At 35.8% G+C, this 26,198-nt stretch carries 29 protein-coding genes; 10 read left to right on the top strand and 19 right to left on the bottom strand.

Going from position 1 to position 26,198, the window contains the following annotated elements; genetic code table 11:
• The first annotated feature begins 138 nt into the window (after nucleotides 1-138).
• Entirely contained in the window at nucleotides 139-1,080 is a 942-nt protein-coding gene (locus tag PCY70_RS01870; RefSeq protein ID WP_305768228.1) for a murein hydrolase activator EnvC family protein, read from the top strand.
• A gap of 45 nt (nucleotides 1,081-1,125) precedes the next feature.
• On the opposite strand, the gene adhE is transcribed toward PCY70_RS01870, so the two are convergent.
• From adhE to PCY70_RS01815, 11 genes are all read right to left on the bottom strand, one after another.
• Nucleotides 1,126-3,738, bottom strand: coding sequence for a bifunctional acetaldehyde-CoA/alcohol dehydrogenase (gene adhE / locus PCY70_RS01865; RefSeq protein WP_010167297.1), 2,613 nt, complete (start codon nucleotides 3,736-3,738; stop codon nucleotides 1,126-1,128).
• A gap of 361 nt (nucleotides 3,739-4,099) precedes the next feature.
• A complete protein-coding gene (locus tag PCY70_RS01860) occupies nucleotides 4,100-4,306 on the bottom strand; it encodes a hypothetical protein (RefSeq protein ID WP_010167295.1) in 207 nt (68 codons plus the stop codon).
• Between the two features lie 21 nt (nucleotides 4,307-4,327).
• On the bottom strand, nucleotides 4,328-4,537 hold the full coding sequence (locus PCY70_RS01855) for a hypothetical protein (protein ID WP_010167293.1): 210 nt from the start codon (nucleotides 4,535-4,537) through the stop codon (nucleotides 4,328-4,330).
• A gap of 21 nt (nucleotides 4,538-4,558) precedes the next feature.
• Complete coding sequence (locus PCY70_RS01850) at nucleotides 4,559-4,768, bottom strand: hypothetical protein (RefSeq protein ID WP_010167293.1); 210 nt, start codon at nucleotides 4,766-4,768, stop codon at nucleotides 4,559-4,561.
• Between the two features lie 21 nt (nucleotides 4,769-4,789).
• Nucleotides 4,790-4,999 carry a hypothetical protein gene (locus PCY70_RS01845; protein WP_010167293.1) on the bottom strand — a complete coding sequence of 70 codons (210 nt, stop codon included), beginning with the start codon at nucleotides 4,997-4,999 and terminating at the stop codon, nucleotides 4,790-4,792.
• Nucleotides 5,000-5,066: 67 nt separating this feature from the next.
• Nucleotides 5,067-5,204 carry a hypothetical protein gene (locus PCY70_RS01840; RefSeq protein ID WP_305768227.1) on the bottom strand — a complete coding sequence of 46 codons (138 nt, stop codon included), beginning with the start codon at nucleotides 5,202-5,204 and terminating at the stop codon, nucleotides 5,067-5,069.
• Nucleotides 5,205-5,248: 44 nt separating this feature from the next.
• On the bottom strand, nucleotides 5,249-5,458 hold the full coding sequence (locus tag PCY70_RS01835; RefSeq protein ID WP_305768226.1) for a hypothetical protein: 210 nt from the start codon (nucleotides 5,456-5,458) through the stop codon (nucleotides 5,249-5,251).
• 21 nt (nucleotides 5,459-5,479) lie between these two features.
• The gene (locus PCY70_RS01830; RefSeq protein ID WP_305768225.1) at nucleotides 5,480-5,689 is read right to left on the bottom strand and encodes a hypothetical protein; all 210 of its coding nucleotides are present in this window, start codon (nucleotides 5,687-5,689) and stop codon (nucleotides 5,480-5,482) included.
• Nucleotides 5,690-5,766: 77 nt separating this feature from the next.
• On the bottom strand, nucleotides 5,767-5,895 hold the full coding sequence (locus PCY70_RS01825; protein ID WP_305768224.1) for a hypothetical protein: 129 nt from the start codon (nucleotides 5,893-5,895) through the stop codon (nucleotides 5,767-5,769).
• A 272-nt stretch (nucleotides 5,896-6,167) separates the two neighbouring features.
• Entirely contained in the window at nucleotides 6,168-6,377 is a 210-nt protein-coding gene (locus PCY70_RS01820; protein ID WP_305768223.1) for a hypothetical protein, read from the bottom strand.
• A gap of 783 nt (nucleotides 6,378-7,160) precedes the next feature.
• Nucleotides 7,161-7,859 (bottom strand): 5'-methylthioadenosine/adenosylhomocysteine nucleosidase, encoded by a 699-nt coding sequence (locus tag PCY70_RS01815; protein ID WP_305768222.1) that lies wholly within the window; start codon nucleotides 7,857-7,859, stop codon nucleotides 7,161-7,163.
• Between the two features lie 213 nt (nucleotides 7,860-8,072).
• Here PCY70_RS01815 and spoIIID point away from each other — a divergent pair, with 213 nt between their 5' ends.
• The 3 genes from spoIIID (at nucleotide 8,073) to PCY70_RS01800 (ending at nucleotide 9,635) form a co-directional block, all read left to right on the top strand.
• The gene (spoIIID, locus tag PCY70_RS01810) at nucleotides 8,073-8,327 is read left to right on the top strand and encodes a sporulation transcriptional regulator SpoIIID (protein ID WP_010167288.1); all 255 of its coding nucleotides are present in this window, start codon (nucleotides 8,073-8,075) and stop codon (nucleotides 8,325-8,327) included.
• A 109-nt stretch (nucleotides 8,328-8,436) separates the two neighbouring features.
• A complete protein-coding gene (locus PCY70_RS01805) occupies nucleotides 8,437-8,820 on the top strand; it encodes a hypothetical protein (RefSeq protein ID WP_010167286.1) in 384 nt (127 codons plus the stop codon).
• A 104-nt stretch (nucleotides 8,821-8,924) separates the two neighbouring features.
• Entirely contained in the window at nucleotides 8,925-9,635 is a 711-nt protein-coding gene (locus PCY70_RS01800; RefSeq protein WP_305768221.1) for a TraX family protein, read from the top strand.
• A gap of 69 nt (nucleotides 9,636-9,704) precedes the next feature.
• Here the strand turns inward: PCY70_RS01800 and PCY70_RS01795 are convergent, their stop codons facing one another.
• A complete protein-coding gene (locus PCY70_RS01795; RefSeq protein ID WP_010167282.1) occupies nucleotides 9,705-10,637 on the bottom strand; it encodes an ROK family protein in 933 nt (310 codons plus the stop codon).
• 171 nt (nucleotides 10,638-10,808) lie between these two features.
• Here PCY70_RS01795 and PCY70_RS01790 point away from each other — a divergent pair, with 171 nt between their 5' ends.
• Complete coding sequence (locus PCY70_RS01790) at nucleotides 10,809-11,795, top strand: hypothetical protein (RefSeq protein ID WP_305768220.1); 987 nt, start codon at nucleotides 10,809-10,811, stop codon at nucleotides 11,793-11,795.
• Nucleotides 11,796-11,863: 68 nt separating this feature from the next.
• On the opposite strand, the gene PCY70_RS01785 is transcribed toward PCY70_RS01790, so the two are convergent.
• On the bottom strand, nucleotides 11,864-13,093 hold the full coding sequence (locus PCY70_RS01785; RefSeq protein ID WP_305768219.1) for a GGDEF domain-containing protein: 1,230 nt from the start codon (nucleotides 13,091-13,093) through the stop codon (nucleotides 11,864-11,866).
• A complete protein-coding gene (locus tag PCY70_RS01780) occupies nucleotides 13,080-14,333 on the bottom strand; it encodes a GGDEF domain-containing protein (protein WP_305768218.1) in 1,254 nt (417 codons plus the stop codon). Before PCY70_RS01780 ends, PCY70_RS01785 begins: the two co-directional genes overlap by 14 nt.
• A 172-nt stretch (nucleotides 14,334-14,505) precedes the next feature.
• Between PCY70_RS01780 and PCY70_RS01775 the strand changes: the two genes are divergently transcribed.
• The 5 genes from PCY70_RS01775 to PCY70_RS01755 all read left to right on the top strand — a co-directional run bounded on the left by PCY70_RS01775 (nucleotide 14,506) and on the right by PCY70_RS01755 (nucleotide 20,169).
• A complete protein-coding gene (locus PCY70_RS01775) occupies nucleotides 14,506-15,723 on the top strand; it encodes an RtcB family protein (protein WP_305768217.1) in 1,218 nt (405 codons plus the stop codon).
• Nucleotides 15,724-15,825: 102 nt separating this feature from the next.
• Nucleotides 15,826-16,860: an SEL1-like repeat protein gene (locus tag PCY70_RS01770; RefSeq protein WP_305768216.1), complete on the top strand. Its 1,035-nt coding sequence runs from the start codon at nucleotides 15,826-15,828 to the stop codon at nucleotides 16,858-16,860.
• A gap of 108 nt (nucleotides 16,861-16,968) precedes the next feature.
• Nucleotides 16,969-18,165: a tetratricopeptide repeat protein gene (locus PCY70_RS01765; protein WP_305768215.1), complete on the top strand. Its 1,197-nt coding sequence runs from the start codon at nucleotides 16,969-16,971 to the stop codon at nucleotides 18,163-18,165.
• Between the two features lie 96 nt (nucleotides 18,166-18,261).
• A complete protein-coding gene (locus PCY70_RS01760) occupies nucleotides 18,262-18,669 on the top strand; it encodes a tetratricopeptide repeat protein (RefSeq protein ID WP_305768214.1) in 408 nt (135 codons plus the stop codon).
• A gap of 141 nt (nucleotides 18,670-18,810) precedes the next feature.
• Nucleotides 18,811-20,169, top strand: a complete 1,359-nt coding sequence (locus tag PCY70_RS01755) for a GntP family permease (protein ID WP_305768213.1) — start codon at nucleotides 18,811-18,813, stop codon at nucleotides 20,167-20,169.
• A gap of 50 nt (nucleotides 20,170-20,219) precedes the next feature.
• On the opposite strand, the gene PCY70_RS01750 is transcribed toward PCY70_RS01755, so the two are convergent.
• The 5 genes from PCY70_RS01750 to nifU all read right to left on the bottom strand — a co-directional run bounded on the left by PCY70_RS01750 (nucleotide 20,220) and on the right by nifU (nucleotide 26,172).
• Entirely contained in the window at nucleotides 20,220-20,540 is a 321-nt protein-coding gene (locus tag PCY70_RS01750; RefSeq protein WP_305768212.1) for an NFACT RNA binding domain-containing protein, read from the bottom strand.
• 76 nt (nucleotides 20,541-20,616) lie between these two features.
• Nucleotides 20,617-22,158: a group II intron reverse transcriptase gene (locus PCY70_RS13840; protein ID WP_323132697.1), complete on the bottom strand. Its 1,542-nt coding sequence runs from the start codon at nucleotides 22,156-22,158 to the stop codon at nucleotides 20,617-20,619.
• Between the two features lie 993 nt (nucleotides 22,159-23,151).
• Complete coding sequence (locus tag PCY70_RS01740; RefSeq protein ID WP_305768211.1) at nucleotides 23,152-24,660, bottom strand: Rqc2 family fibronectin-binding protein; 1,509 nt, start codon at nucleotides 24,658-24,660, stop codon at nucleotides 23,152-23,154.
• A gap of 17 nt (nucleotides 24,661-24,677) precedes the next feature.
• Nucleotides 24,678-25,736 (bottom strand): tRNA 2-thiouridine(34) synthase MnmA, encoded by a 1,059-nt coding sequence (gene mnmA, locus PCY70_RS01735; protein WP_305768210.1) that lies wholly within the window; start codon nucleotides 25,734-25,736, stop codon nucleotides 24,678-24,680.
• Entirely contained in the window at nucleotides 25,729-26,172 is a 444-nt protein-coding gene (nifU, locus tag PCY70_RS01730) for a Fe-S cluster assembly scaffold protein NifU (RefSeq protein WP_305768209.1), read from the bottom strand. The genes mnmA and nifU overlap by 8 nt, the downstream gene beginning before the upstream one ends.
• Nucleotides 26,173-26,198 lie beyond the last annotated feature (26 nt).

Here is a 26,198-nt window from a genome sequence, read left to right as displayed (position 1 = left end):
CGAACCGATTGCTGATCAGATTGAACAAGCATTTAGAGAATACTCATTATGGTATCCTCTGATAGGATGGAGAAAGGAAGGTACGTAAGGAACACTCCTCCACTATCTATAAGGTAGAAAATTCCTTGCTAAAGTTTTATGAACAAATTTAAACAATTTTTTAAGGCCTACGGGTTCTACGTAGCAGTAACAGCAGTCAGTATTGGCGCTATTGCAGCAATATTTTCATTTCCTACAAGGAATGGAGATGCTCCAGAAGAACAACAAACACAAATAGCACAAGAGGAAGTCGAAATTCCTGCCATAGAAGTATCTGAGTCGGATGTTGAAATCAAACCAGATATTATAGTAATAGATACCAATCAGAGTCCCAAAATTGATCTAAAAATCGAACCAGAACATACTGAAGAAGTTGTCTCTCCTGTAGAAATAGAAGACATACTTGAAACAGAAGCCGTACTTGAAACAGAAGTAGAAATCGTTAAAATAATCGAACCAAAACCTGAGAAAGTGGCAGAAGTAGTTAGCCAACCTAAAAAAGAAGAAAAACCTATAGAACAAGAGCCAGAAACCGTTTCTGCAGTTTCAGAAACAGTTTCTACAACTCAAGAAGACATTCTTAGTTTTACAAAAGGAGATATCTTTAAACTTCCTGTAGATGGAAAAATTATTGTAGACTATACAGATGATTCGACCGCACATTGGTGGAGCGATCTAGGCAATACAATGAGAACGATGGGAATTTGCTTAGAGGCCGAGATAGGAACAGAAGTTTTGGCCGTTGCAGATGGAGTTGTATTAGAAATAGTTGAAGATTACACAGACCTTCCAACCACTCTAAATGTTGGAAATCTTGGACAATTGATGGTTATTGACCATGGAAATGGATATAAAAGCATTTACGGCTTTCAAGGTGGCAAGCCTAATAGCTCTTTAATTGGTCAAACAGTAGAAATCGGAGATCCTATCGGATTAGTCGGAGGATCAAAAGGCCCTTTCATAAATAAGCCGAGCAATATTTATTTACAAGTAACAAAAGATGATGAAGTTATAAATCCTCAAACTTTGATTACAAAGTAAAAGAGAGCGGCTAATGCTGTCGCCCTCTCTTTTTTTTGCCAATTTTTATTTTCCGTAGTACGCAACTCGAAGAATTTCTTGAATTTCTTTAACTTTTGGAAGTCTAGGATTAGCAGTAGTACATTGATCTTCAAATGCTTTGTATGAAAGATCTTCAATAGCCGCTAAATAAACAGCTTCATCAACACCACAAGCTTTAAATGTTAATGGAACATTAAGTTCTTTCATCAAATCACGAACTGCTTTAGCTAATGATTTTACGCCTTCTTCTGGTGTTGAACTTGGAAGTCCCAAAGCTCTTGCAATTTCTGCATATCTTTCTGCCGCTATATATTTTTCATATTTCGGGAAGCTAGTTAGCTTAGAAGGATTTATTACCCCGTTATACTCAATAATATAAGGCATTAACACGGCATTAGCAAGACCGTGAGCTAGGTGGAACTCTCCTCCAAGTTTGTGTGCAATAGAGTGATTTAGACCTAGGAAAGCGTTTGTAAATGCCATACCAGCAATACAAGATGCGTTATGAACTTTTTCCTTTGCCAATGGATCTTTTGCACCATTTTTATAAGATCTTGGAAGATAATCGAATATTAATTGAATAGCTTTTATCGCCAAACCATCGGTATAGTCTGATGCCATTATAGAAACATATGCCTCTACTGCGTGAGTTAAAACGTCCATACCAGTTGGAGCCACCACTGATGCTGGAAGAGACATTACAAAATTAGGATCAACTATCGCAACATCCGGAGTTAGCTCGTAGTCCGCTAGAGGGTATTTCATATTTGTAGACTTATCAGATATAACTGCAAAAGAAGTAACCTCAGAACCAGTTCCTGATGTTGTTGGAACCGCAACAAACTTCGCTTTTCTACCAACTTTAGGGAAAGTATAAACTCTCTTTCTGATATCTAAGAATTTTTGCGCCATACCAATAAAGTCTGCTTCTGGTGCCTCATAGAATAACCACATAGCCTTACCAGCGTCGATAGGAGAACCTCCACCAAGAGCAATGATTGTATCTGGTTGGAATTGATTCATTACTTCTGTTCCTTTTCTTACAGTCTCAAGGTCTGGATCTGGCTCAACTTCACTAAATATTTCTATAATTGGTTTGTCAAGATTTTTATTAAGTTGGTAAATCATTTTATCTACATAACCTAACTTAACCATCATCGGGTCGGTTACGACTAGAACACGTTTGATATTCTCCATTTTAGATAAATAACTAATACATCCTGGTTGGAAATAAATTTTGCTTGGAAGTTTAACCCACTGAAGATTCAATTGTCTACTCGCCACCTTTTTAATATTGATTAAGTTTACTGTAGAAACGTTTGATGTTGTGGAATTTTTACCATAAGACCCACAGCCTAGAGTTAGAGATGGAGTGTTTGCGTTATAAATATCTCCTATCGCACCATGAGTAGATGGGCAGTTCACCAAAATACGTCCAGTTTTTAATCTCTTACCAAATTCTTTAATAATTGCTTCATCGTGAGAATGAATAACAGAAGAGTGTCCTAACCCACCTAGTTCAACCATTGTTTCAGCTTTGCAAATACCATCTTCAACATTTTTAGCTTTCACAATTGCCAACACTGGAGAAAGTTTTTCACGAGAAAGTGGATACGCCGCCCCAACGCCATCAATTTCACAACACAATACTTTTGTATCTTCTGGGATTGTAATTCCCGCAAGAGCCGCTATTTCATATGGGTATTTCCCTACAATTGCCGCATTAACCATTTGCTTTTCTGGATTAATTACAACTGGCTCTATTTTTTTCACTTCTTCTGGAGTTGCAAAGTAGCAACCTTGAGTTTTCATAAACGCCACTGCTTTATCGTATATAGGTGCTTCTATTATCGCCGCTTGTTCAGATGCACATATCATTCCATTGTCAAATGACTTAGATAATATTAGGTCAGTTAAAGCTTGCTCTAAATTTGCAGTTTTTTCTATAAAACACGGAACATTTCCAGGTCCAACACCAAGAGCTGGTTTACCAGTTGAGTACGCTGCTTTTACCATCGCACCACCACCAGTAGCCAATACCATTGATACACTTGGGTGATTCATAAGAGCACCAGTAGCCTCTAGTGAAGGAACTTCTATCCACTGAATACAATCTTTTGGAGCACCATGAGCCACGGCAGCGTCTCTCAAAATCATCGCCGCTTCTCTTGAACACTTCTGAGCCGATGGGTGGAATCCAAAAATAATCGGATTTCTAGCTTTAACCGCAATAATAGCTTTGAACATAGTTGTTGACGTAGGATTTGTAACTGGTGTAACACCCGCCACTATTCCCACTGGTTCTGCTACTTCAAAATAATTTTCATTTTGGTTATCATTTATAATTCCAACTGTTTTTAGATTTTTAATATTGTTGTAGATATATTCTGTTGCAAATATATTTTTCGTAACTTTATCTTCAAAAATACCACGGCCAGTTTCTTCTATTGCCATGCGTGCTAACTTCATTTGAGCAGTCAATCCAGCAAGCGACATTGCTCTTACTATATCATCAATTTGCTCTTGGTCGAGTTTTAAAAATTCCTCTAGAGCTACTTCAGCTTTTTTAGCAAGAGTATCAACCATTGCTGTTGGAGATTCTACTACGGGAGTTGTTTCAGTTTTTATTTCTGACATTTAAAAAATCCTCCTTAAAGATAATGAAATTAATTTTTTCTATTATACACTTCAACATACGCTATTAACTATATGCAGAGTTGTCAATAGATGTCCATAACACTTAAATTTTAGCAGTATTTTTCACTTTAGTCAATCCTATTTCAAAAAAAAACTATAAATCCGCAAAATATTTTTTACTACAATATAAGTTTTAAGCAGAATCAAAAAAACTCCACCTTTCAAAATCGAAAGATGGAGTTTAAGCTAGAGAGACAACTTTCTGATACTCAATAATATTGTCCCTACAGTACCTAATTTTGTTATCGCCTTCGAATTAAATTTCATTACATTAGCCATCTCACTCATCTCCTTTTTTATATTACACCGATAACTTGCGAAATCCTATTAGTAACACTAGCATTATACTTAGATTCATCACAAACTTCGTTGCCATCTCTGCCGCTTCAGATCTTGCTAGCGCATCTACTGTTACACCCGCTGGATTAAATCCTAAAAATACTGTTGCGAATACGTAGGCAAATGTAAATACTCCTATTAGCATTAACACTCTCATTGCATTGCCCATCTCTCTCATCTCCTTTTTTTACTATGCTGATAACTTGCGAAATCCTATCAGTAACACTAGCATTATACTTAGATTCATCACAAACTTCGTTGCCATCTCTGCCGCTTCAGATCTTGCTAGCGCATCTACCACTGTTACACCCGCTGGATTAAATCCTAAAAATACTGTTGCGAATACGTAGGCAAATGTAAATACTCCTATTAGCATTAACACTCTCATTGCATTGCCCATCTCTCTCATCTCCTTTTTTTACTATGCTGATAACTTGCGAAATCCTATCAGTAACACTAGCATTATACTTAGATTCATCACAAACTTCGTTGCCATCTCTGCCGCTTCAGATCTTGCTAGCGCATCTACCACTGTTACACCCGCTGGATTAAATCCTAAAAATACTGTTGCGAATACGTAGGCAAATGTAAATACTCCTATTAGCATTAACACTCTCATTGCATTGCCCATCTCTCTCATCTCCTTTTTTTACTATGCTGATAACTTGCGAAATCCTATCAGTAACACTAGCATTATACTTAGATTCATCACAAACTTCGTTGCCATCTCTGCCGCTTCAGATCTTGCTAGCGCATCTACCACTGTTACACCCGCTGGATTAAATCCTAAAAATACTGTTGCGAATACGTAGGCAAATGTAAATACTCCTATTAGCATTAACACTCTCATTGCATTGCCCATCTCTCTCATCTCCTTTTTTTACTATGCTGATAACTTCGAAATCCTATCAGTAACACTAGCATTATACTTAGATCATCACAAACTTCGTTGCCATCTCTGCCGCTTCAGATCTTGCTAGCGCATCTACCACTGTTACACCCGCTGGATTAAATCCTAAAAATACTGTTGCGAATACGTAGGCAAATGTAAATACTCCTATTAGCATTAACACTCTCATGCATTGCCCATCTCTCTCATCTCCTTTTTTTACTATGCTGATAACTTGCGAAATCCTATCAGTAACACTAGCATTATACTTAGATTCATCACAAACTTCGTTGCCATCTCTGCCGCTTCAGATCTTGCTAGCGCATCTACCACTGTTACACCCGCTGGATTAAATCCTAAAAATACTGTTGCGAATACGTAGGCAAATGTAAATAATCCTATTAGCATTAACACTCTCATTGCATTGCCCATCTCTCTCACCTCCTTTTTTTACTATGCCGATAACTTACGAAATCCTATCAGTAACACTACCATTATACTTAGATTCATCACAAACTTCGTTGCCATCTCTGCCGCCTCAGATCTTGCTAGCGCATCTACCACTGCTACACCCGCTGGATTAAATCCTAAAAATACTGTTGCGAATACGTAGGCAAATGTAAATAATCCTATTAGCATTAACACTCTCATTGCATTGCCCATCTCTCTCATCTCCTTTTTTTACTATGCTGATAACTTGCGAAATCCTATCAGTAACACTAGCATTATACTTAGATTCATCACAAACTCGTTGCCATCTCTGCCGCTTCAGATCTTGCTAGCGCATCTACCACTGTTACACCCGCTGGATTAAATCCTAAAAATACTGCTGCGAATACGTAGGCAAATGTAAATAATCCTATTAGCATTAACACTCTCATGCATTGCCCATCTCTCTCACCTCCTTTTTTTACTATGCTGATAACTTACGAAATCCTATCAGTAACACTAGCATTATACTTAGATTCATCACAAACCTCGTTGCCATCTCTGCCGCTTCAGATCTTGCTAGCGCATCTACCACTGTTACACCCGCTGGATTAAATCCTAAAAATACTGTTGCGAATACGTAGGCAAATGTAAATATCCTATTAGCATTAACACTCTCATTGCATTGCCCATCTCTCTCCTCCTTTTTTTACTATGCCGATAACTTACGAAATCCTATTAGTAACACTAGCATTATACTCAGATTCATCACAAACCTCGTTGCCATCTCTGCCGCTTCAGATCTTGCTAGCACATCTACCACTGTTACACCCGCTGGATTGAATCCTAAAAATACTGTTGCGAATACGTAGGCAAATGTAAATACTCCTATTAGCATTAACACTCTCATCATGTTTCCCATCTTAACATCCCTCCTTTCTATCCAGTTTATTGCTATCGCTACTTCATACTATTTTTTATTCGGTTTTTTCTTTAGCATCATATATAAAAACAACGGAAAGTATTGATCCATCTTCGCATCCTCATTTCTATTTATTTTGATCGTCGCTTTCTACTACTTTTTATTCGGTTTTTTCTTTAACATCATATATAAAAACAACGGAAAGTATTGATCCATCTTCGCATCCTCATTTCTATTTATTTTGATCGTCGCTTTCTACTACTTTTTATTCGGTTTTTTCTTTAACATCATATATAAAAACAATGGAAAGTATTGATCCATCTTCGCATCCTCCTTCTATTAATTTGTTATGCTAACTTTATCCGTGTTACTCTAACAATATATTCTCTATCTTCTAAAAGTTGCAATAAATATTATTTCGCCCTGCAAAAGTTTTAAAAAGTAGTAGTAAAACTGCGCCAAAATTTAGCTATTATTCTCCTTACTTTTGAAATTAACACGATAGTTGCTTCTAACTATAAATATAAGCTTCAAAATATGTACATTTTATCATCTTATTTAAAATGTCAAAAACATCATTATGCTGATTGTAAAATATTGTTAAAATAAAAAAATCCTTCTATTATAAATATAGATACTTAAAAATAATAAAAGCACACTCCTTATTTTAGGTAATGTGCTTAAGTTGATCATATTTTATTTAACCTCACCAAAAAACTTACAAACACTTTGTCTAAAGCTATTTTTTATGACAGTTAGATAGCTCTTTCTTTCATTTTTTTATTATTGAATCTTTTTTATCATATTTGAAAGAATAGTTATGGCATTTTTGGCCGCCAATTCTGTAAAATGTGTAAAATTCATTTCTGCAGACCCGTCCGCTTTATCAGATATTGCTCGTAATATTACAAATGGTATCTTATTTAGATAGCAAGTTTGAGCAATTGCCGCTCCCTCCATCTCCGCACAATACGCGTTAAATGTGGTGTATATATCATCTTTTTGATCTACACTTGCAACAAATTGATCTCCGCTTGCAACTCTGCCTACATAAACATTCTTATCCAATTCTTCTTCGCTTATATCTTTTGCTAGGTCTATCAACATTTGATCCGCTTCGAAATATGAATTGTCCATTCGCGGAATTACTCCTCTTGGATCTCCAAATGCCGTGGTATCCATATCGTGTTGAACTGTATCACTCGAAATTACAATGTCTCCAATATTTAAAGTTGGATGCAATGCCCCCGCAACTCCGGTGTTAATAATATAATCCACTGCAAATACATCTGCCAATATTTGAGTACATACTGCGGCATTCACTTTGCCTATTCCACATTTAACTACAACAACTTCTTTTTCTTGAAATTTTCCTTTCACAAATTCCATCATTGCTTTTGTTTGAACATTCGATATTTGCATATTCTTTTTCAGCGCATTAACTTCCTCTTCCATTGCTCCTATAATTCCAATTGTTTTCATTAGTCTTCTCCCTATCATTAGTTTTTTACTATTATAAATGTTTCTAATTTATTTTCAAGGCAATGACCATTAAATATCCTGTATAACTCAACTTTACTTATTCTAATTTTTATAAATATTATTTTTAGTATATTTTTTTTACAAACAAGTAATATATTTTTGACTTCTCGCATATTATTAACCAAGTGTAAAGATTTTAAAGGAGGCCTTTTCTTGAAACCTTATATTGAAGAGAGAGCCGTACAAGCAGCAAATTTTATCATCAGCAAAAAAGCCACCGTACGAGAAACCGCAAAAAAATTTGGTATAAGTAAAAGCACAGTTCACAAGGATGTTACAGAACGACTAGAAAAAATCAACCCACAACTCGCCATGGAAGCTCGTGCTATTCTTGACAAAAATAAAGCAGACAGGCATTTACGTGGCGGCAATGCAACCAGGGAAAAATATCTTGGAGGAATGAAATAATTCCAATGCAGTTAGTTATCGAGTTTTTGGATAGCTAGCTTTTTTTATTTACAATTTTTCTCCACTATGATATAATGTAATAAATTTATAGTAAAGGAGATATTTATTTATGGGTTTAAAAAAGCATTTTATTAAAAATTATTTAGATTTTAAAATAGTAGAAGATTCCACAGGTCTTTTCAAAATATATTCCAAAAGAATCGGCGCTATAAAAGATAAGGATGATATATATATCGATAAAGTTGTTCAACTTTTTGAGCAAATCAATGGAGTTGATTCTATCAATGTTTCAAAGTCTGATTGCATTATCGAGGTCATCTATAATCCAAATATCTTAAATTCCGCAAAACTTCAGAAATATATCGATCTTATTCTAGATTTAATCATTGAAAATTCTGACCTTATCAAGACACACACACCAAACAATACCGACGATTTAGCCGTTGTTCTAGCTGCCAAGTTTAATCAAAAAGCCGCAACTGCAAATATCTAAATTTTTTTTGCTAGTTATCTCTGGGTAACTAGCTTTTTTGTTTTTAAGACTACACTTTATACTATTTAGATGCTATAATAAAAAAAAATCACTTAGGAGGACTTATGTTAAAAATATTTGCAATTATCACAATGTTTATTGATCACTTTGCTATTGCATTTCTAGATCCATTCTCCACTTCTTATCTTGTACTAAGAGCAATTGGCCGTGTTAGTATGCCAATTTTTGCTTATATGCTTGCTAGCGGGTACATACACACCAAAAATTATAACAAGTATCTGATTCGAATGCTCACTATGGCAATAATCGCACAAATTCCGTTCACTATGCTAATATCTGGTATCAGCTTTATACAATTGTTCACAACAGATCTTTGGGTTTACTTGTTTTATACGTTAAATATTGGTTTTACATTTTGTGTTGCCCTCATTTTTTTGAAAATTATGGACTTTACGAGAGTGCAAAAAAGCAGCCTTCTACATCAATTTGCTCAAGCCCTACTTGGAATGATCATATTATATTATGCTCATTCTTGCGATTATGGCGCGTATGGAATCTGCGTTGTATTCATCTTCTATGTTTGGATATTGATTTTCAAGCAATCTAAAAAAAGCCTTCTTGTTTGCGGAGCCATTATTGGCGGGTTAAGTATTGTTTTTTATGGATTTCCAGGAGCAAATCAATGGTTATCTGCATTAGCCATCATACCAATTTGCTATCTCCCTCATACCAAATCAAATTATAAATGGGTGTTCTATGTATTTTATCCTGCACATTTAATTTTGCTAGTAGTAATAAGCGCGATGCTACATTAAGCATCAAAAAAACCACTGCTTCTGTCTATTCTACTGCAGTGGCATTTTATTTTGACAACTAAACCTCTCTTATCGATTTAACATTGCCGCTCCAACTATTCCCGCGTCATTACCCAGTGTCGCAACTCGAATTTGCGTCGGCATATCTCCTCCAAAAGCATATTTCTTTACTTTCTCGGTCAATGGATTGATCAATTTATCTCCTTGCTTCGATACTCCTCCACCTATCAACACTACTTGTGGTTTAAATACTGTTATTATATTTGCAACACCTATTGCCACATAATCTATATAGTCCTCAATTAATTGCTTTGCAACTGCGTCGCCGGCCCATGCAAAATCAAATGGTATCTTGGCTGTCATATTCTGTTCATCTATCGTTGCCAACTTGGATTCCGGAAATTCTTTTGCCCTTGCATTTGCCATATTGATGAGAGCTGTTGCAGATGCATATGACTCTAGGCAACCAAAATTTCCACACGTACATCTTATCCCATCTTTCACAATGATTTGATGCCCAATTTCCGCTCCTCCAGCAAAGTATCCATTAAAGATTTTGCCATTGATTATAATTCCTCCGCCAACGCCTGTTCCTAATGTAATCACTACCGCATCTTCTGTTCCTTTTGCTGCTCCTGCAATTACTTCTCCTAGCGCTGCACAGTCCGCATCATTTGCGATTTTTGTAGTTATTCCGGTCCTTGCCTCCACATACTCAACTGCTGCAAAGTTGTCTATTGCAATGTTATTGGCATATACTATTACTCCCGCCTTAGAGTCTATCATTCCTGGACTTCCAATACCTATACCTTTTATTTCGGTTTTTGCTAAATTATTTCGAGTAATGATCTCTTCTGTACTTGCAATGATGTCGTCAAAAATTAGATCTACTACACGTTCTCGCTTAGTATCCTTTGTAATGACATCTAAAATACTTCCCTCTTCGTTTAATAACGCAACCACTATATTGGTTCCGCCTAGATCTACTCCTATATAATACATATTTACACCTCCTACAGTAATTTTTTTATTATATCTAATTTCTGCATACACATCAAGATGCAATTACTCAGTCCGCATATTATTTCTTTGAACAGTCTTGCAAACTTAATAATATCAAATTATAATATGACTGCAGTTTTTTTATCACATCGGTTAGGAGACCTCTATAAAATGGCCATTGACAGACGATATGCTAGAATCAATAAAAAACTTGTTACTAAACATTTATTACAAATCTTACACACCAAATTAAGCACAACAGACCAAGATAAATTATCTTATTTGCTACCCATCTTCGAGACGATATTTAAATCCACCGAAGTTGCAGCAAATTTTTTAGGTATCAGTCAGTCTGTAGCCAAAAATCTAAGCCCCAGTATTATCTCAAAATTGAATCAAATATTAACTACACTGTTTCAGACCTCTCCACGCATGTTTCTTGGAACACTCGATTATTTATATGAAACCAACTATCTCGATAGATACCTATCAGCCGAAATAACAGATGCCCACATACACTTCTTGTCCTTAGATTTTCTTAAAGATACTATATGTTTTGAAGTATTTGTCGCAGATATGATCATTCAGATACAAGATGCTATATATCAAATCAAGTTTCAAACACGCCCCAAATATATGGCAATTCATATAGCAAAATATCCGCTTCAGGCTGCCATTACAAAATTAACATTTAATTCCATTGAGGGTGCATATGCATATGAATTGCCAGTTCAGGCTTATATATACTTAGAAGAAAGCCCCTATATCGTTAGCGCTATGCAAAACCTATATAAATCGAACCTTACAACGAATGTCAAAGAGCTTCTATTTTGGCAGTGTAGTATATCTCAAATTTTTGAATATAAAATGTATAATCTATTACCTTTAATGATATTTCAATTTAGAGTTAAACTGTTAAATTCATCGCTAGAGACACCAGATCTTCGAAAATCCTTTGTGTCTCAAGTTAATCAAATTTTAGAGCAATTTCCTCAGCTCGCCAACGAAGTTAGTGACAAAGATATGGCAATTGCAAAACTAAGCTTATATCAATTGATTGAATATTTTGACTACGTATATTTTGACAACACAATCAGCAAATGCGATGAATTAGATGCAGCGTTTAATACTGCAACTGCCGATAATGTAGCTAACTAAACATTAGCAATATGCCAACCTATAGAGCGCCTTTAAGTTAATTAACAAAAAAATACGGCAATTAGCCATTACTTATATATTTTTTTGACTTTACGCTCTTTTTTATTTACTTGCTTAAATTCATACATTCTTTCATCTGCAATTTTAATAATATTTTCTACATCAAATCTTGCAGTTTCATCTATATTAACCAGTCCATAACTAATGGATGTATTATAATGCTTATCGTTTTTAACTTTAATTGCTTTTACTTCTTCATAAAGCATAAGCGTATTTTGCAAAGGTGTATCCAAGTCATAGCTGGTTCCCGTAATCAAAAACTCATCTCCTCCTATTCTTGATACAATTGTGCCGATAAAGTTACGCTTCAATATCTCTACAACTTGTTGTATATAAAAATCGCCCTCATTGTGTCCATAAATATCGTTGACAGTTTTAAGACCATCCATATCTACAAAAATTGTATAAAATTGCATGCTATTTTTTTTATAGAATTGCATTCTTTCTATAGCAACATCACGTAAATATAACCCCGTAAACGAGTCTTTTTGAACAGTTAAAGACAGCTCATGGATGCTCTCTTGCTCTTTCTGTATCAAAGTTGCATAATTTTCAAATTGCTTTTGATATAAATTCATTATCGCGAAAATATATCCATATCCTATTGCTATCAAAAATCCTGTTATACATATCAGTCCTACTTTAATATTTAATACAGCAATTCTAATGTCATCTATCATTTGATAATTGTTTACGTTAATCACTGTTAGAGAATATAAAAACACAATACCCATAATTAAAACTGCCATCTGTACGCTTTTTCTGTGCGACAAAAATCTATCTATTTTCTCTTTCTTGATCACAGCTCTTATTATTACTATTTCAAGTATAGCAGGTAGCAAACTAAAAATTGTTGTTATCATTCTCAATACTGAATCTGTACGATGAACTGCTAAACTACCAGGTACTACTAATGATATTACCCCTCCTGACATTAGCCCTATACCATATAAATTCAACATAAATGCCATAGAAAAAAATAGACACGATAGGAAGTTTTTCTTATAAATATAATTAAATTGTATTGTATAACATATTACATAAAGTACCATAGGTCCTATGTTATCTATATGTATTGCCTGTGGTATGATAAACAATAAGCTGTTAATTATACTTGTCAAAAATATAATCTTCCATAACTCCATTCGTGGCATATATATAAAGGAATTATATGCAAACATTGCGTAATTATAAAGCAGTAATAATAAAAAGAATATCAATGCATTAATAGTTTCCATTTTTTTCCTCCATTTCTTTATAAAACTTTTCTTTGTCCATTCGCATCAAAACATCTACTTTTTCTAAAATATTATTAAGACCTAGCTTTGCCATATCTCCGTCTACCATTATCGCTCCTATACTAGCTGCAACAAGAAAATCCTTTTCTGCTTCATTTTTACGTCTTATATTGTTGCGAATTCTCTCCACAATTTTGTCTAACCCCGCTTGATGTATATTAGGAATAAAAATCAAAATTTCGTCTCCGCCAATGCGACCTGCAATATCTTGATGCTTCTCACGAATACTATTTCTAACAGCCGATGTAACATCAAGAATCAATTTATCTCCCGCTTTATGTCCAAAAGTATCATTAACATATTTTAGACCATTTATATCCAAAAATATTATTCCTTGCTTTGTATTTTCTGTACCAGGCTCAGCTAACATTTTAGATATATAATTAATAACATACTTTTTATTATAGAGATCTGTTAACTCATCTTTAAGTACTTTGTTCATAATTCCATTATGCTTACTCACTAACCTTGTGTATGATATTTTGGCCGCTTCAGTTTTTTCTCTATATATAATGATATTTAGACTTTTAATTGTATAGTATAAAATTAGATAGTATAGTGACATAACCAAAAACACAGTTGCCAACACCATTATAATTTGATCTTCGTAGCTATATCCTAAAATTATGATATACTCATCTACTGCAACATAACAAGTAAGAATGATTCCTAATACGGTCAAAGCTTCAGAATATCCCTTTGCACTTAGTACTTTTTTCAAATTCTCGGCACCCAAATTTCTAAATAGTATTACCCCAACTAACATTGCCAGTATATACATCACAGAAACTATTTGCAATCTTATATCGATGTTTGTAAATACTGTATTTGCAGGTACTCCATAAGCAGCTGTTATCAGCTTAACACAGGCCAAAAATATAGCACTTATATTTACTATCGCATGTGACGCTATACATGCCCCTTCTTTGGCCGTTAAACCTATTGAATATAGCTCCATCATAATCGCAGTAAACACAAATATATAGTATATATAATGAGGCACTTTAAACGCATATACTAACGAATATAAAACCATGTTTGCTATAGAAAACATCAACTTTTTTATAAATGACGTTGATTTATCCTCCACCATCTTCGAGGCTACATGCAATAAAACATAACTATAAGCTGTATTCAAAACTAGGGCTATCACCCCTATTATTACATCATCACTGACCATATCTACTCACTCTCCTTTTCCAAGCTCTCTTTCTTATTATATCATATTGCCAAAATTTGTAAATAAATTATTTTGCACATTTTATAAATAACACTAAAGTTTAAATAATTGACACTTAAATATCTTCAATGATATAATCGTTATTTTTACTATCACTGAAAGAAGGTAGATTATGATTAAAATTACTGGTACAAATAGTATTGCTCTCGTATATGCAAACGAGCTCGAATACTCAGCGCAAGAACAATTACAATTATTATGCGATCAACCCTTCACCCAAGATTGTAACATTCGAGTAATGCCCGATGTACATGCGGGAGCTGGATGCGTTATTGGATTTACTGCTCAAGTTACCGACTGGGTCATTCCAAATATAGTTGGTGTCGACATTGGCTGCGGAATGCTAACTATTGAACTAGGTACTGAAGAAATAGACTTTGCTGAAATTGATTCCCTTATTCACAAGCATGTCCCTGCCGGCAAAAATATACACGAAGGTAGATTGGCCAGATTCCCCAAGCTTCAAGAACTCTTCTGCTATCGCAATTTACACGAAACCAAACGCATCGAACGCAGTATAGGCAGCCTCGGTGGCGGCAACCATTTTATCGAAATTGCCAAAGATAACTCCAATGCCAAGTATCTAATTATTCATACAGGTAGTAGAAATTTAGGCACCCAAGTTGCTCAATATTATCAAGATCTTGCATATGAATTATTATCTGGCAAAGACAGGTATTATGATGCTCGCGACCACTTGATTGCCGAATATAAATCCACTGGACGTCGCCATGAAATTCAAACTGCTCTCAAAGATTTGGCTACAAAATTTACTCTAATGGAGCCCGCCATTCCCAAAAGTCTTTGCTACCTAACCGGCAAATACAAACAGCAGTATCTACATGACATGCAAATTTGCCAGCAATATGCAACTCTAAATCGCAAAACCATTGCCAACATCATCTTAGAAAAATACTTCGCCACGACACTATCAGATACGACACACTTCGAAACTATTCACAACTACATCGATCTAGATCATAATATCATACGCAAAGGTGCTATCTCTGCACAGCTTGGAGAAACAGTCTTAATTCCCCTCAATATGCGCGATGGCAGCCTGATTTGTGTTGGTAAGGGAAATCCAGATTGGAACTACTCTGCCCCTCATGGTGCCGGAAGATTGTATAGCCGCACCACCGCTTTTAAAAAATTTCAACTCGATGAATTTATAGAACAAACAAAAGATGTATACTCCACTTCTATTACCGAAAAAACTATCGATGAATCTCCTATGGCATACAAAGACAAAAGCGCGATTATTGACCATATAACTCCAACTGTCGATATTATTAAATATATAACGCCAATTTATAATTTCAAAGCATAGTTATACTTATCTACGCACCTTTTTAATCTATTTCGCATAAATATATACTAAGACATATATTTAGACATAATTTGGTAATGGCTACCCTAGGAGGTTTTGCTTATGAAATTTAGACAGCTTAAACAACCAACTACACAACATAGTATTAAGGTTCCAATGGAGCTAGAAAACACAGATTCTGAAGATTCTAATAATACAATTTATTGGGACGTTGAAATAGATGAACAAGACCCTGAAATTCAATTGGCATTAGGCCTTTTTTATGATATCGGAAAAAATATTGAAAGAGATCCTCAATTAGCTTTTTATTGGTATGAAAAATCTGCACTACAAGGACATCCTGAAGCCCAGACAGCTCTTGCTTTATGCTATCAAGAGGGCTCCGGAGTTACATCCGATGACACTAAAGCTATCTATTGGTATATCAAAGCCGCGCAACAAGATTTTGCCATCGCACAATGTAATCTAGGTTATTGCTACGAATCCGGCCGAGGAACTCCAAGAGATCTAGATAAAGCAGTTTATTGGACCAAAAAAGCTGCCTCTCAAGGACTTGCCAAGGCACAACATAACCTGGCAAATTATTATAAATTAGGATTAGGCGTTCCTCAAAGTTTTACCAAAGCCGTTTATTGGTTTCGAAAATCTGCAAAACAAAATGATAGTATGGCACAAGGTCAGCTAGGATATTTTTACGAGCAAGGCTTAGGTGTTACGAAAAACGTAGAAAAAGCATTCTATTGGTATGAACAATCCGCAAAGCAAGGTAACACGCTATCCCAATGTTGCCTAGGTCAATGCTATCATTTTGGAATTGGAGTCGCGCAAGATCTGGAACTAGCATTTTCTTGGTATCAACAAGCTGCGATTAACGGCAACGATATTGCTCAATATTGTATTGCTATGTGTTATGAATACGGAGATATCGAAGATATAGATCTGCAACAAGCATTTTATTGGTACGAAAAATCTGCACAACAAGGATATGACGTGGCTCAGTTTGATATAGGCAGATTTTATGAACAAGGTATAGTAGTAGATCAAAATTTAGATAAAGCTGCATATTGGTATAAAAAATCTGCAAACCAAGGAAATATATTGGCACAAATAGCTTTGGAGAATTTGCTACAATTATAACCGTAATATTTAGGTAATGTTTTTGTGATAAAGCATCCTTTGGGGGTGCTTTTTTGTTGTTCATTCTCATATACTGAAAGGACGAGTCTTGTCAGAAAGGATGGAGATATGGAATTTGAAAATTATCAACAGGCGGCCAAAAATGGTGATATAGAAGCAACCTATCAAGTAGGTCAATGCTATTTTTATGGTATGGGTATAACTCAGAATACAAAGAAAGCACATTATTGGTTTCAAATAGCAGCTAAGCAAGGTCATGTTCAAGCTCAGGTCGACTTAGCTATGTGCTATATAAATGGTTCTGGCGTCAAAAAAAATACTCAAAAAGCTGTTTTTTGGTTTTGGGAGGGTGTAAAACAATATTATGCGCCTGCTCAATTTAATTTAGGAACCTGCTATGCAAATGGATTGGGTGTTACTCAAGATTTAGAAGAAGCCACATTTTGGTATCAGGCCGCCGCGCAACAGAACAACACCGATGCGCAATATCATCTTGGCCTTTGCTACGAAAATGGCGTAGGTATTGAACAAAATTTAAATGAAGCTATATTTTGGTTTATAAAATCTGCCACTCACAATAACATCCAAGCTCAAGCGCATCTTGGAGTATGTTATATGGCTGGGGTCGGCGTCTTGCCAGATAATAAGTTAGCATTGTATTGGTTTAACAAAGCCGCGACACAAGGCGAAATAACTGCTCAATATCATCTTGGCCTTTGCTACGAAAATGGTATAGGAGTTCAACAAAATTTTGATACGGCAATTTTTTGGTTTAAAAAAGCTGCTCTACAAGGAGATATCTTTGCTCAAAATAGTTTGGGGGTTATGTATTCTTATAAAGAAGACGATGCCGCTTCTCAATCTGCGGCAATCAAGTGGTTTACAATAGCAGCTCAGCAAAGTAATAGCAGTGCACAACTCAACCTAGGTCTGCATTATCTCAATAGTACAGGAAGCGACCCCAATTTTGAAAAAGCAGCATATTGGTTTTACGAAGCTGCACAACTTGGCAATGCTGATGCTCAGAACAACTTAGCTTTATGCTACCTTCATGGAAACGGAGTTATTAGAGATGTTGAACAAGCCGCATTCTGGTTTACTAAGGCCGCTACTGCCGGAGTTGCCAAAGCCCAATTTTATTTGGGAACACTGTTCGAAGAAGGTTTAGGTGTCGAAATTAATTTTGATACGGCAAATTATTGGTTTTTAGAGGCTTCTAAACAAGGTCATGTCGAGGCTTCTTTCAAATTAGGCGCTGTCGTTAATATGGATAATGTCTGGATGAGAATTGCAAGATATATCTAAAAAAATACATATATTGTTATATTTTAGATGTCGAATATATATATATACCATGATCTCATAAATCTAATACGACTTATAAAAGGAGATGTACCATTTATGACAATGCAACAGTATAAAAAAGCCGCTCGCAAAGGTGACTCACATGCTCAATACTATCTTGGTGATTGCTTTTATCACGGTACAAATATACCTCGTGATGTAACTCAAGCATTTTTATGGTATACAAAGGCCGCAGAGCAAGAAAATTCTAATGCTCAATATAGTCTTGGCGTTTGCTATATGAATGGCACAGGTGTTTCCAAAGATTTTATCCAGGCCGCACACTGGTTTCAACGTGCCGCAATCAATGGAAATCAACGAGCTCAACTTAATCTTGGTGTTTGCTATATGACTGGAAGTGGTGTCGAAAAAGATGTCAACAAAGCTTTCGAATGGTTTAGTAAAGCAGCAGACGAAGAAGCTCTCAAAAAATTACTCGATATCGGCGTATACGATTTAAACTAATCTCAATGACTTATTGCAGCTATTCGTTGCGATAAGTCATTTTTTTATTGTAAAATATTTACATTTCTTTTGCCTTATGCTATCATATAGTCGTCCTAGCACTAAATTATGTGTTCATTCTATATAAAGGGAGGGATTTGTATGACAGGACCATACATATTAACAATTATTTTTGTTGCAATTATCCTTATGATTGTCGCAATAGTCAAATTCAAGCAACATCCATTTTTGGTACTCATTCTTACCGCTATCTTTGTTGGGCTTTTTACCGGATTAGACGGAGCCACCATTATAGCCACAGTAAAATCAGGATTCGGCAATATCCTCGCAAGCATCGGTATCGTAATTTTGGCCGGAACTATGATTGGCACTATTCTCGAAAAAACTGGTGCCGCCCTCACCATGGCCAATAGCATTCTCAACATTGTTGGCGAAAAGAAAAGCGTTCTCACAATGGGTATGACTGGCTACGTTACCGGTATCCCCGTGTTTTGTGATTCTGGTTTTGTCATTCTCACTCCAATTGCAAAAGCTCTAGCCAATAGTAACAATATGTCGCTCGCTGTCATGGCAACTGCATTATCTGGAGGTCTCTATGCTACTCACTGTCTTGTGCCACCAACTCCGGGTCCTATTGCAATGGCCGGAACGCTAAACGCAAACTTAGGTCTAACTATTCTAATCGGATTAGTTATTTCTATTCCTGTTACGCTTATTGCAATTCTATATGCTATGCTAGTTGGTCGCCGAGTTCATATTCCTGCCAACTCTGATACTACCGTTTCTGAATTACTTGACAAGTATGGGAAATTGCCTTCTGCGCTACATAGTTTCGCACCGATTTTGGTGCCTATAGTTTTGATTGCCATACAATCGGTTGTCAACTTCCCTATCATTTCAAACTTTTTGCTTAAATCATCTATTGGTGAGTTTATCAAATCTGTCTTAACATTTTTCGGAGATCCTGTCATTGCGTTAATAATTGGTGTATTTGTTGCCATGACCTTAATTCCTAAATCTTCCAAAAAAGAGACTCTCACCTGGCTTTCTGATGGTATAACCAACTCTGCTAGTATTCTTGCCATTACCGGTGCTGGCGGAGCATTAGGTGCCGTACTTCAAAAGTTGCCAATAGCAGATGTAGTTGGAGAGCTCGTTCTTGGCTTGGGCATTGGAGCTGTTCTTCCATTCCTCATTGCTGCCCTCCTCAAAACCGCAATGGGCTCTTCCACAGTTGCGATGATCACCACTTCCGCCATGATCGCTCCTATGATCGAATCACTCGGTTTTGGAAGCGATCTTGGACGCGTACTTGTTATTATGGCAATTGGGGCCGGATCCATGACTGTCTCTCATGCCAACGATTCGTTTTTTTGGGTTGTTTCACAATTTTCAAATATGGATACTAAAGCAGCGTACAAGTGCCAAACCGGCGTCACGGCTGTTATGGGTGTTACCACTTTGGCTATGGTATTGCTTTTATCAAAACTTTTTCTCTAAAACACAAAAAGGCCCTGCAGTATACTATACTTCTGCAAGGTCTTTTTACTTTACTCTTCTAGTTGCGCTATTGCTTTTTCTGTAGGCGTTACGCTCAGTGTCTTAAAATGATAATAGATCACCATTCCTGGCTTTGCACCCGGCACCTTTTTTACGTTTTTACGTGTTGTATAATCAATTTGCACGTTGTTAGATTGCTTTCCGCTACTAAAATATGCTGCAACGAGAGCTCCTTCATACAAATCCTCTTCCGACAATTCTTGCCCATTTGGCACCTTCATAATCACGTGCGACCCTGGCCCAGCTTTAATATGAAACCACATATCATTGGCCTTTGATATGAATAGGTAAGGTTTTGATTTTATCTCCACCTTTTCCCCTCATCCACACCGTACGTGCTAGTTTCCCAGCATACGGCGTTCCATCAACATTGTTAGTATTATTGCTTTATTTAATATTATAATTTCCAATTTTTTCTCTGAATTTATTGATTGCCGCTTTTTCTTTATCATCCAGTTCAAGTTCGTATACTATTTGTTTTATTAAATCCTGGTTTTTCATATGAATTAGTTTGTGTACTTCTTTATTTAGAAGTACTAGGTTATCATATGAATCATCTCCACCTCTGCTCCTAGGTTCGATATGATGACATTCCATATTTTTTGGATCTAATCTAAGTTTAGTAATTCTACATTTGCCATTTTGGCCAATATATAGAGACATTCTGTTATCATTGTATTCGGTTGATCTGTTCGCGATCGGGTTATCTAACATATATTTTATGGTGTGTTCATTTATATCTTTAATTTTTCGATGAATTGCTTCTCTACCTTCCTTTGTATAGCTATTGATATCATTAGGGAAATGAGTTGCTTTATAAAATTTTATACCATATAGTGGAAATATAACTTGATTGTCAATGAATTTCGCTTTTTCATTGTAATCGCTATATAACCTCTTGTACGTTAGACCAGGGTCTCCTTTATTATTGACCTTCCCTTTTAAGCGGTTGCGTAAGGTTCTAAATATTTTATAGTACATTTCAGCAAAGTCACAACTGACTAACGTCGCTACTTTGTAGTAATTCTGTAGCCCTAAAACTATACTATTGTATTGTTTGACGATTGTCATGTGTGGCATTTTTTTAATTTGTCTAATTTTTTTTCTTAACTTATTAATCGCTTTTATTTTTGCTTTTCGTGACATTCTTGATGTTACCACTAATTTATTTCTTTTTAAGTGTGTGCCTATTTCAAATCCTAGGAACTCGGTTCTTTTGGTTCTTAAATTTGTGATCTTAGATTTTTCTTCATTAATATCTAGGTTTAATCTGTCTTTTAGCCAATTTTTAACTGATTGATACATTGTTTTGGCCGTCTTATAATCTCGACAGATTAATTTGAAGTCGTCCGCGTATCTGACAATATATACTTCTTTAAGTTTTGTATTTCTGAGAGCTCTGTATTTATTGCTATTGCTGAAATATATTTTTCCGTTTGGGTGCTTTGTCTTCTTTGTATAATTGTGTTTTGTAGGAATATTTTCCCATTGCGAGTCTATCCACCAATCTAATTCATTTAGTACTACATTAGATAATAGTGGTGATAGGATACCTCCCTGTGGTGTTCCTTTATTAGGGATCCCTTCTTTCTCGATGGGGGCTTTTAGCATTTTTCCTATGACACAGATTAAGTTTTTATCCCTTATGCCGAGTGTCCATAATTGTTTAATTAGTTTTGAGTGGTTAACATTGTCAAAGAAACCTTTTATATCTATATCTACTATAAAGTGTAGGTTATCGCATTGGATCATTTTGTATAGGCTAGCTATTGCATGATAAGTCCCTCTATTGGGTCTGAATCCGTAACTTTTATTATAGAATTTGGCTTCTACGATTGGTTCAAGAATCTGTTTAATTGCTTGTTGGATGATTCTGTCTTGTATTGTGGGGATGCCTAAGGGTCTTAGTTCTCCATTAGGTTTGGGAATAAATACTCTTCTAACTTCTTGAGGACTGTAATTTTTTTAATTTTACTTGTATATCGTTAATGAATTCATTAATGTTTAGTTCTGATATGTCCTTGATTGTTAGGTTATCCGTTCCTTTGGTTTTAGATCCTGTGTTTGTTTTGATATTTCTATATGCTAACCTGATATTACTTTCCATGTTAATTAACTCCATGAGGTTTGTAAATATTCTTCCTCTTTTGGATTTATCATATAATTTATCGAATATATCTTGCATCCCGTAATATTCATTATTTCTTAGCGACTGTTTCTTTATCGTCGAGTCCATTGTGTAAGTCAACCCTTCTTTATATTGCTTGAAGTGTTTCTATTAGTCATACTCGAACCTTACTATTATTATAATATTTATAAATTTATACTTTGCTGACTTAGGGCCTTTCCTCCACTGTTTATTATCGCAGTTTCACAGGTACTATGCCCCTACTATCACTGTTATTAAATTCAGTTTCTCCCATGATGGTTTCCCCTGAATACTGCTTCATAGGTATTGAGACCTCCACATTAACAGCTTTCCACGTTCCATTACAGTTAGCTTTACATATAACTTTAGGACCTTCCTCTAGACCTGGATACTTGATGATGCCTTTAACATCATAAGGAATTTCATAAATTTGATTTTTACTTTACCTCATATCCTGGGTTATTACCCCTATATACATTTCTATATATCGACAATTTAGATCCGTACATTCGGAAGTTCGTCAGTTTTTTTCATTTCCATTCTATCCATGGTTATTTTATAGCCATCCAGCCTATAATGTACTCGATCACCTCTGATTCGCATTTCCTGTTAGAATAATTCTACCTTAGGGTACAGGCTCAGCTGACTTCCGCGGGCTCTACAACCTATATTATCTCAATTTAATATACGCTGTCCGCAGGCTTAATGAGAGCACTTCATGGCGTTACCCATTCATTTTACTCTTCACTGTAATAGTTCTTAAGTTATACAACTTAGCCTATTCTTTTCAAATAGGAACGTGTCGCACCAAATTTCATCGTAAGCTCATCGTTTTGATAATTGTTTTTGCCCACATACATCACAAGCCCAGATTTAGTCTTAAATTTCATATACGGAGCCTGATTCTTAATCTTCTTCTTGGAATCCTTCTGCTTTCGCTTCAGATACCCCATCTCAACCAACTCTTGTCGTAGCTCCAGTATGTCTGTTTCATTTTGTAGCATATCTAGGGATACCAAAACTGACTGCAAATACTCCAAATCCTCTTTTATAATCTCGAGCTGCTCCTTCGCGGCAACAAAAGTTCTCTTCAATTTTGTATATTTTTTAAAATAAGCCTGCGCGTTTTCTATTGCGCTCTTAGCTGGATCTAGCTCAATTTCAATCTCGTCCTGATTTTCACTATAATAGTTGATTGCTACAAAATTTTTATCTCCCTTTGCAATATTATAAGAATACGCCGTAATTAGCTCACCATAAATTTTATATTTTTCGCTATCTTCACTTTGCTTTAGAGCTTCTTCCTGAATTGCTTGTTTTCGAACAGTTCTGTCTATAAAATTTAGGACCAGCTTGCGAATATCTGCCGTCTTCTGTGAAATCGTATATTTCTGACTTTTATCATGCGTAAATTTTTCCACCGCTTCGCAAATTGAGCCGCTATGCACTTTCTCTTTGTCAGCTAGCATATTAAGATCAAATGAGTAGTAGTCTACAGGCATTCCATCTTCTGTTTCATAGAATACAGGCGAAAAGGTTGCTAACTTTACATGCTCTATCACTGCAACAAAGGCTGAATAGACATTATCCATTTCAGTGTCGTCGATGGTTAAATTTGTTGCTGCTACATCAGCATTTAAACATATTTCTGATGCAATCAATGGACTTAGCCCACTAAAAGTTTGGTATATCTTTTTAAAAACTTCACCTTTTTTACCAGATACCGCAATTACAAAATCTTCTTTATTAATTTTCAGCGGATTAAGCTTATCTTGGCTCGGAGGATACTCATACATATGGTTTGGCAAAATTGGACGCACCTTAGATTTATCATAAGAAATATGCTTTATGCTGTCTAATATCCGTAGCCCCTTATCTTCTTTTGCTGTTAAAATTAAATTACTGTGTCTTCCCATAATTTCTAGTATCAAAATTTTTGTTGAAACATCTCCTAGATCATCTTTCACTTCTATTTCTATATTGACAATTCTTTCAAAATTTGGTTGCGTTATGCTTATTATTTTTCCGCCACCTATATGCTTTCTCAAAAACATACAAAACATCGGTGGGGTATCTGTCTGATTTTTTATTAGATCTGTTAAACTAAGTCGCGGATACTGACTATTGCACGTTAAAAGCAACTTTTTATTTTTTCGGTTATTGCGCACTGTCAATAGCAACTCTTCTTTTTCTGGTTGATAAATTTTTTCTATTCGCCCACCTAAAATCTCTTGCTTCAATTCATATATAATATTTGACAACACGATGCCATCTAATGCCATTCTAGTCCTCCTATAAACTAATCAACAATAGTCCCTCCACCAATCACCAAATCTCCATCATATAAAACAATTGCTTGTCCTGGAGTTGGTGCTCGTTGCGCTTGCACAAAGGTGCACTTTAGCAATCCTGATTCCATTTCCACCAAACACTCGGCCGGCTCATGGCTATATCTAATTTTTGCAGCTGCAACAAATGGCTCGGTAAACTCAGCCAATGCCATCCAGTTTACATCTTTTGCATAGATCACAGTTGCAAATAAATCTTCGCTATCACCTAGGGTAACGGTATTTGATGTTGCATCAATCTTAGTTACAAAAACTGGCTTACCGAACGTAATGCCCAATCCTTTGCGTTGCCCTATCGTATAATTTATAATGCCCTTATGCTTCCCTAGAACTTCACCGGCTTTATTTACAAAACTGCCTTCCACGGCAACTTCGCCTGTTGCGTCTTCTATATATTTAGAATAATTGTCATCTGGTACAAAGCAAATCTCTTGGCTATCAGGTTTATTTGCAACTAGCAATCCTATCTTTGCTGCAATCTGTCGTATCTCTTCTTTTGTATAATCTCCCAATGGCATTATCGTTTTTTCTAGCTGATTTTGCGTCAAATTATATAAAGCATACGTTTGATCCTTCTTTAGCGATTTTGATCTCTTAAGCTGATATCTATTTTCTATATTAATTACACTTGCATAGTGCCCCGTTGCGATATAGTCCGCGCCTATCATCAGTGCCTTCTTTAGCATCGACTCCCACTTCACATATCTGTTACAAGCAATACAGGGGTTTGGAGTTTTGCCATTTTTATATTCGTCAATAAAATAATCTATAACGCGTGTCTTAAAGTCTTGCCTAAAGTTTACCACATAGTGAGGAATATCTATCATCTCGCAAACTCTTCTCGCATCCTCTACTGCGCTCAATCCACAGCAAGACCCTTCGCTAGACATGTCTTTCTCCCATATTTGCATCGTCATTCCAATTACTTCATATCCTTGTTCCTTTAAAAGGTATGCGCAAACGGAGCTGTCAACTCCACCAGACATACCTACCACTACTTTTTTACGCATGACGTACTTCTGCGTCCTCATCATGATGATCTATGTCGGAACTTGGCTTTTTTAGCCCATTTATCACAATGTTGTTCTTTTCTGCATAGTCCCAAAGCGCTGCTTGTATCGCTTCTTCTGCAAGCAATGAGCAATGCACTTTTACAGGAGGCAACCCACCCAATGCATTCATCACTTCCTTATTAGTTATAAGGAGCGCTTCTTCTATCGTTTTTCCCATGATCAACTCTGTTGCCATTGAGCTTGTTGCAATAGCGGCGCCGCATCCAAACGTTTTAAATTTTGCGTCTTTTATAATACCATCTTCTATCTCCAAATACACTTTCATTATATCTCCACACTTGGCATTGCCAACCGTCCCCACACCACTTGCATCTTCTATTTCTCCCACATTACGTGGATTCATAAAGTGATCCATAACTTGTTCTGTATACATTTTTATTCTCCATTCTGCCACACGGC

It is taken from the genome of Candidatus Epulonipiscium viviparus (genome assembly GCF_030708075.1).
Taxonomy (GTDB): domain Bacteria; phylum Bacillota; class Clostridia; order Lachnospirales; family Cellulosilyticaceae; genus Epulonipiscioides; species Epulonipiscioides viviparus.
The sequence above is the reverse complement of the archived record's forward strand: the minus strand, read 5'-3'. Positions and strand labels throughout refer to the sequence as shown.

Coding starts and splice junctions, on each gene's coding strand:
- nifU (WP_305768209.1), bottom strand. CDS start 26,172: ATGTATACAGAACAAGTTATGGATCACTTTATGAATCCACGTAATGTG.
- PCY70_RS01770 (WP_305768216.1), top strand. CDS start 15,826: ATGAAATTTAGACAGCTTAAACAACCAACTACACAACATAGTATTAAG.
- PCY70_RS01860 (WP_010167295.1), bottom strand. CDS start 4,306: ATGGGCAATGCAATGAGAGTGTTAATGCTAATAGGAGTATTTACATTT.
- PCY70_RS01815 (WP_305768222.1), bottom strand. CDS start 7,859: ATGAAAACAATTGGAATTATAGGAGCAATGGAAGAGGAAGTTAATGCG.
- PCY70_RS01830 (WP_305768225.1), bottom strand. CDS start 5,689: ATGGGCAATGCAATGAGAGTGTTAATGCTAATAGGATTATTTACATTT.
- PCY70_RS01835 (WP_305768226.1), bottom strand. CDS start 5,458: ATGGGCAATGCAATGAGAGTGTTAATGCTAATAGGATTATTTACATTT.
- PCY70_RS01755 (WP_305768213.1), top strand. CDS start 18,811: ATGACAGGACCATACATATTAACAATTATTTTTGTTGCAATTATCCTT.
- adhE (WP_010167297.1), bottom strand. CDS start 3,738: ATGTCAGAAATAAAAACTGAAACAACTCCCGTAGTAGAATCTCCAACA.
- PCY70_RS01870 (WP_305768228.1), top strand. CDS start 139: ATGAACAAATTTAAACAATTTTTTAAGGCCTACGGGTTCTACGTAGCA.
- PCY70_RS01780 (WP_305768218.1), bottom strand. CDS start 14,333: ATGGTCAGTGATGATGTAATAATAGGGGTGATAGCCCTAGTTTTGAAT.
- PCY70_RS01760 (WP_305768214.1), top strand. CDS start 18,262: ATGACAATGCAACAGTATAAAAAAGCCGCTCGCAAAGGTGACTCACAT.
- PCY70_RS01765 (WP_305768215.1), top strand. CDS start 16,969: ATGGAATTTGAAAATTATCAACAGGCGGCCAAAAATGGTGATATAGAA.
- PCY70_RS01850 (WP_010167293.1), bottom strand. CDS start 4,768: ATGGGCAATGCAATGAGAGTGTTAATGCTAATAGGAGTATTTACATTT.
- PCY70_RS01845 (WP_010167293.1), bottom strand. CDS start 4,999: ATGGGCAATGCAATGAGAGTGTTAATGCTAATAGGAGTATTTACATTT.
- PCY70_RS01795 (WP_010167282.1), bottom strand. CDS start 10,637: ATGTATTATATAGGAGTAGATCTAGGCGGAACCAATATAGTGGTTGCG.
- PCY70_RS01840 (WP_305768227.1), bottom strand. CDS start 5,204: ATGCTAATAGGAGTATTTACATTTGCCTACGTATTCGCAACAGTATTT.
- PCY70_RS01790 (WP_305768220.1), top strand. CDS start 10,809: ATGGCCATTGACAGACGATATGCTAGAATCAATAAAAAACTTGTTACT.
- PCY70_RS01800 (WP_305768221.1), top strand. CDS start 8,925: ATGTTAAAAATATTTGCAATTATCACAATGTTTATTGATCACTTTGCT.
- PCY70_RS01825 (WP_305768224.1), bottom strand. CDS start 5,895: ATGCTAATAGGATTATTTACATTTGCCTACGTATTCGCAGCAGTATTT.
- mnmA (WP_305768210.1), bottom strand. CDS start 25,736: ATGCGTAAAAAAGTAGTGGTAGGTATGTCTGGTGGAGTTGACAGCTCC.
- PCY70_RS01820 (WP_305768223.1), bottom strand. CDS start 6,377: ATGGGAAACATGATGAGAGTGTTAATGCTAATAGGAGTATTTACATTT.
- PCY70_RS01805 (WP_010167286.1), top strand. CDS start 8,437: ATGGGTTTAAAAAAGCATTTTATTAAAAATTATTTAGATTTTAAAATA.
- PCY70_RS01775 (WP_305768217.1), top strand. CDS start 14,506: ATGATTAAAATTACTGGTACAAATAGTATTGCTCTCGTATATGCAAAC.
- PCY70_RS01740 (WP_305768211.1), bottom strand. CDS start 24,660: ATGGCATTAGATGGCATCGTGTTGTCAAATATTATATATGAATTGAAG.
- PCY70_RS01785 (WP_305768219.1), bottom strand. CDS start 13,093: ATGGAAACTATTAATGCATTGATATTCTTTTTATTATTACTGCTTTAT.
- PCY70_RS01855 (WP_010167293.1), bottom strand. CDS start 4,537: ATGGGCAATGCAATGAGAGTGTTAATGCTAATAGGAGTATTTACATTT.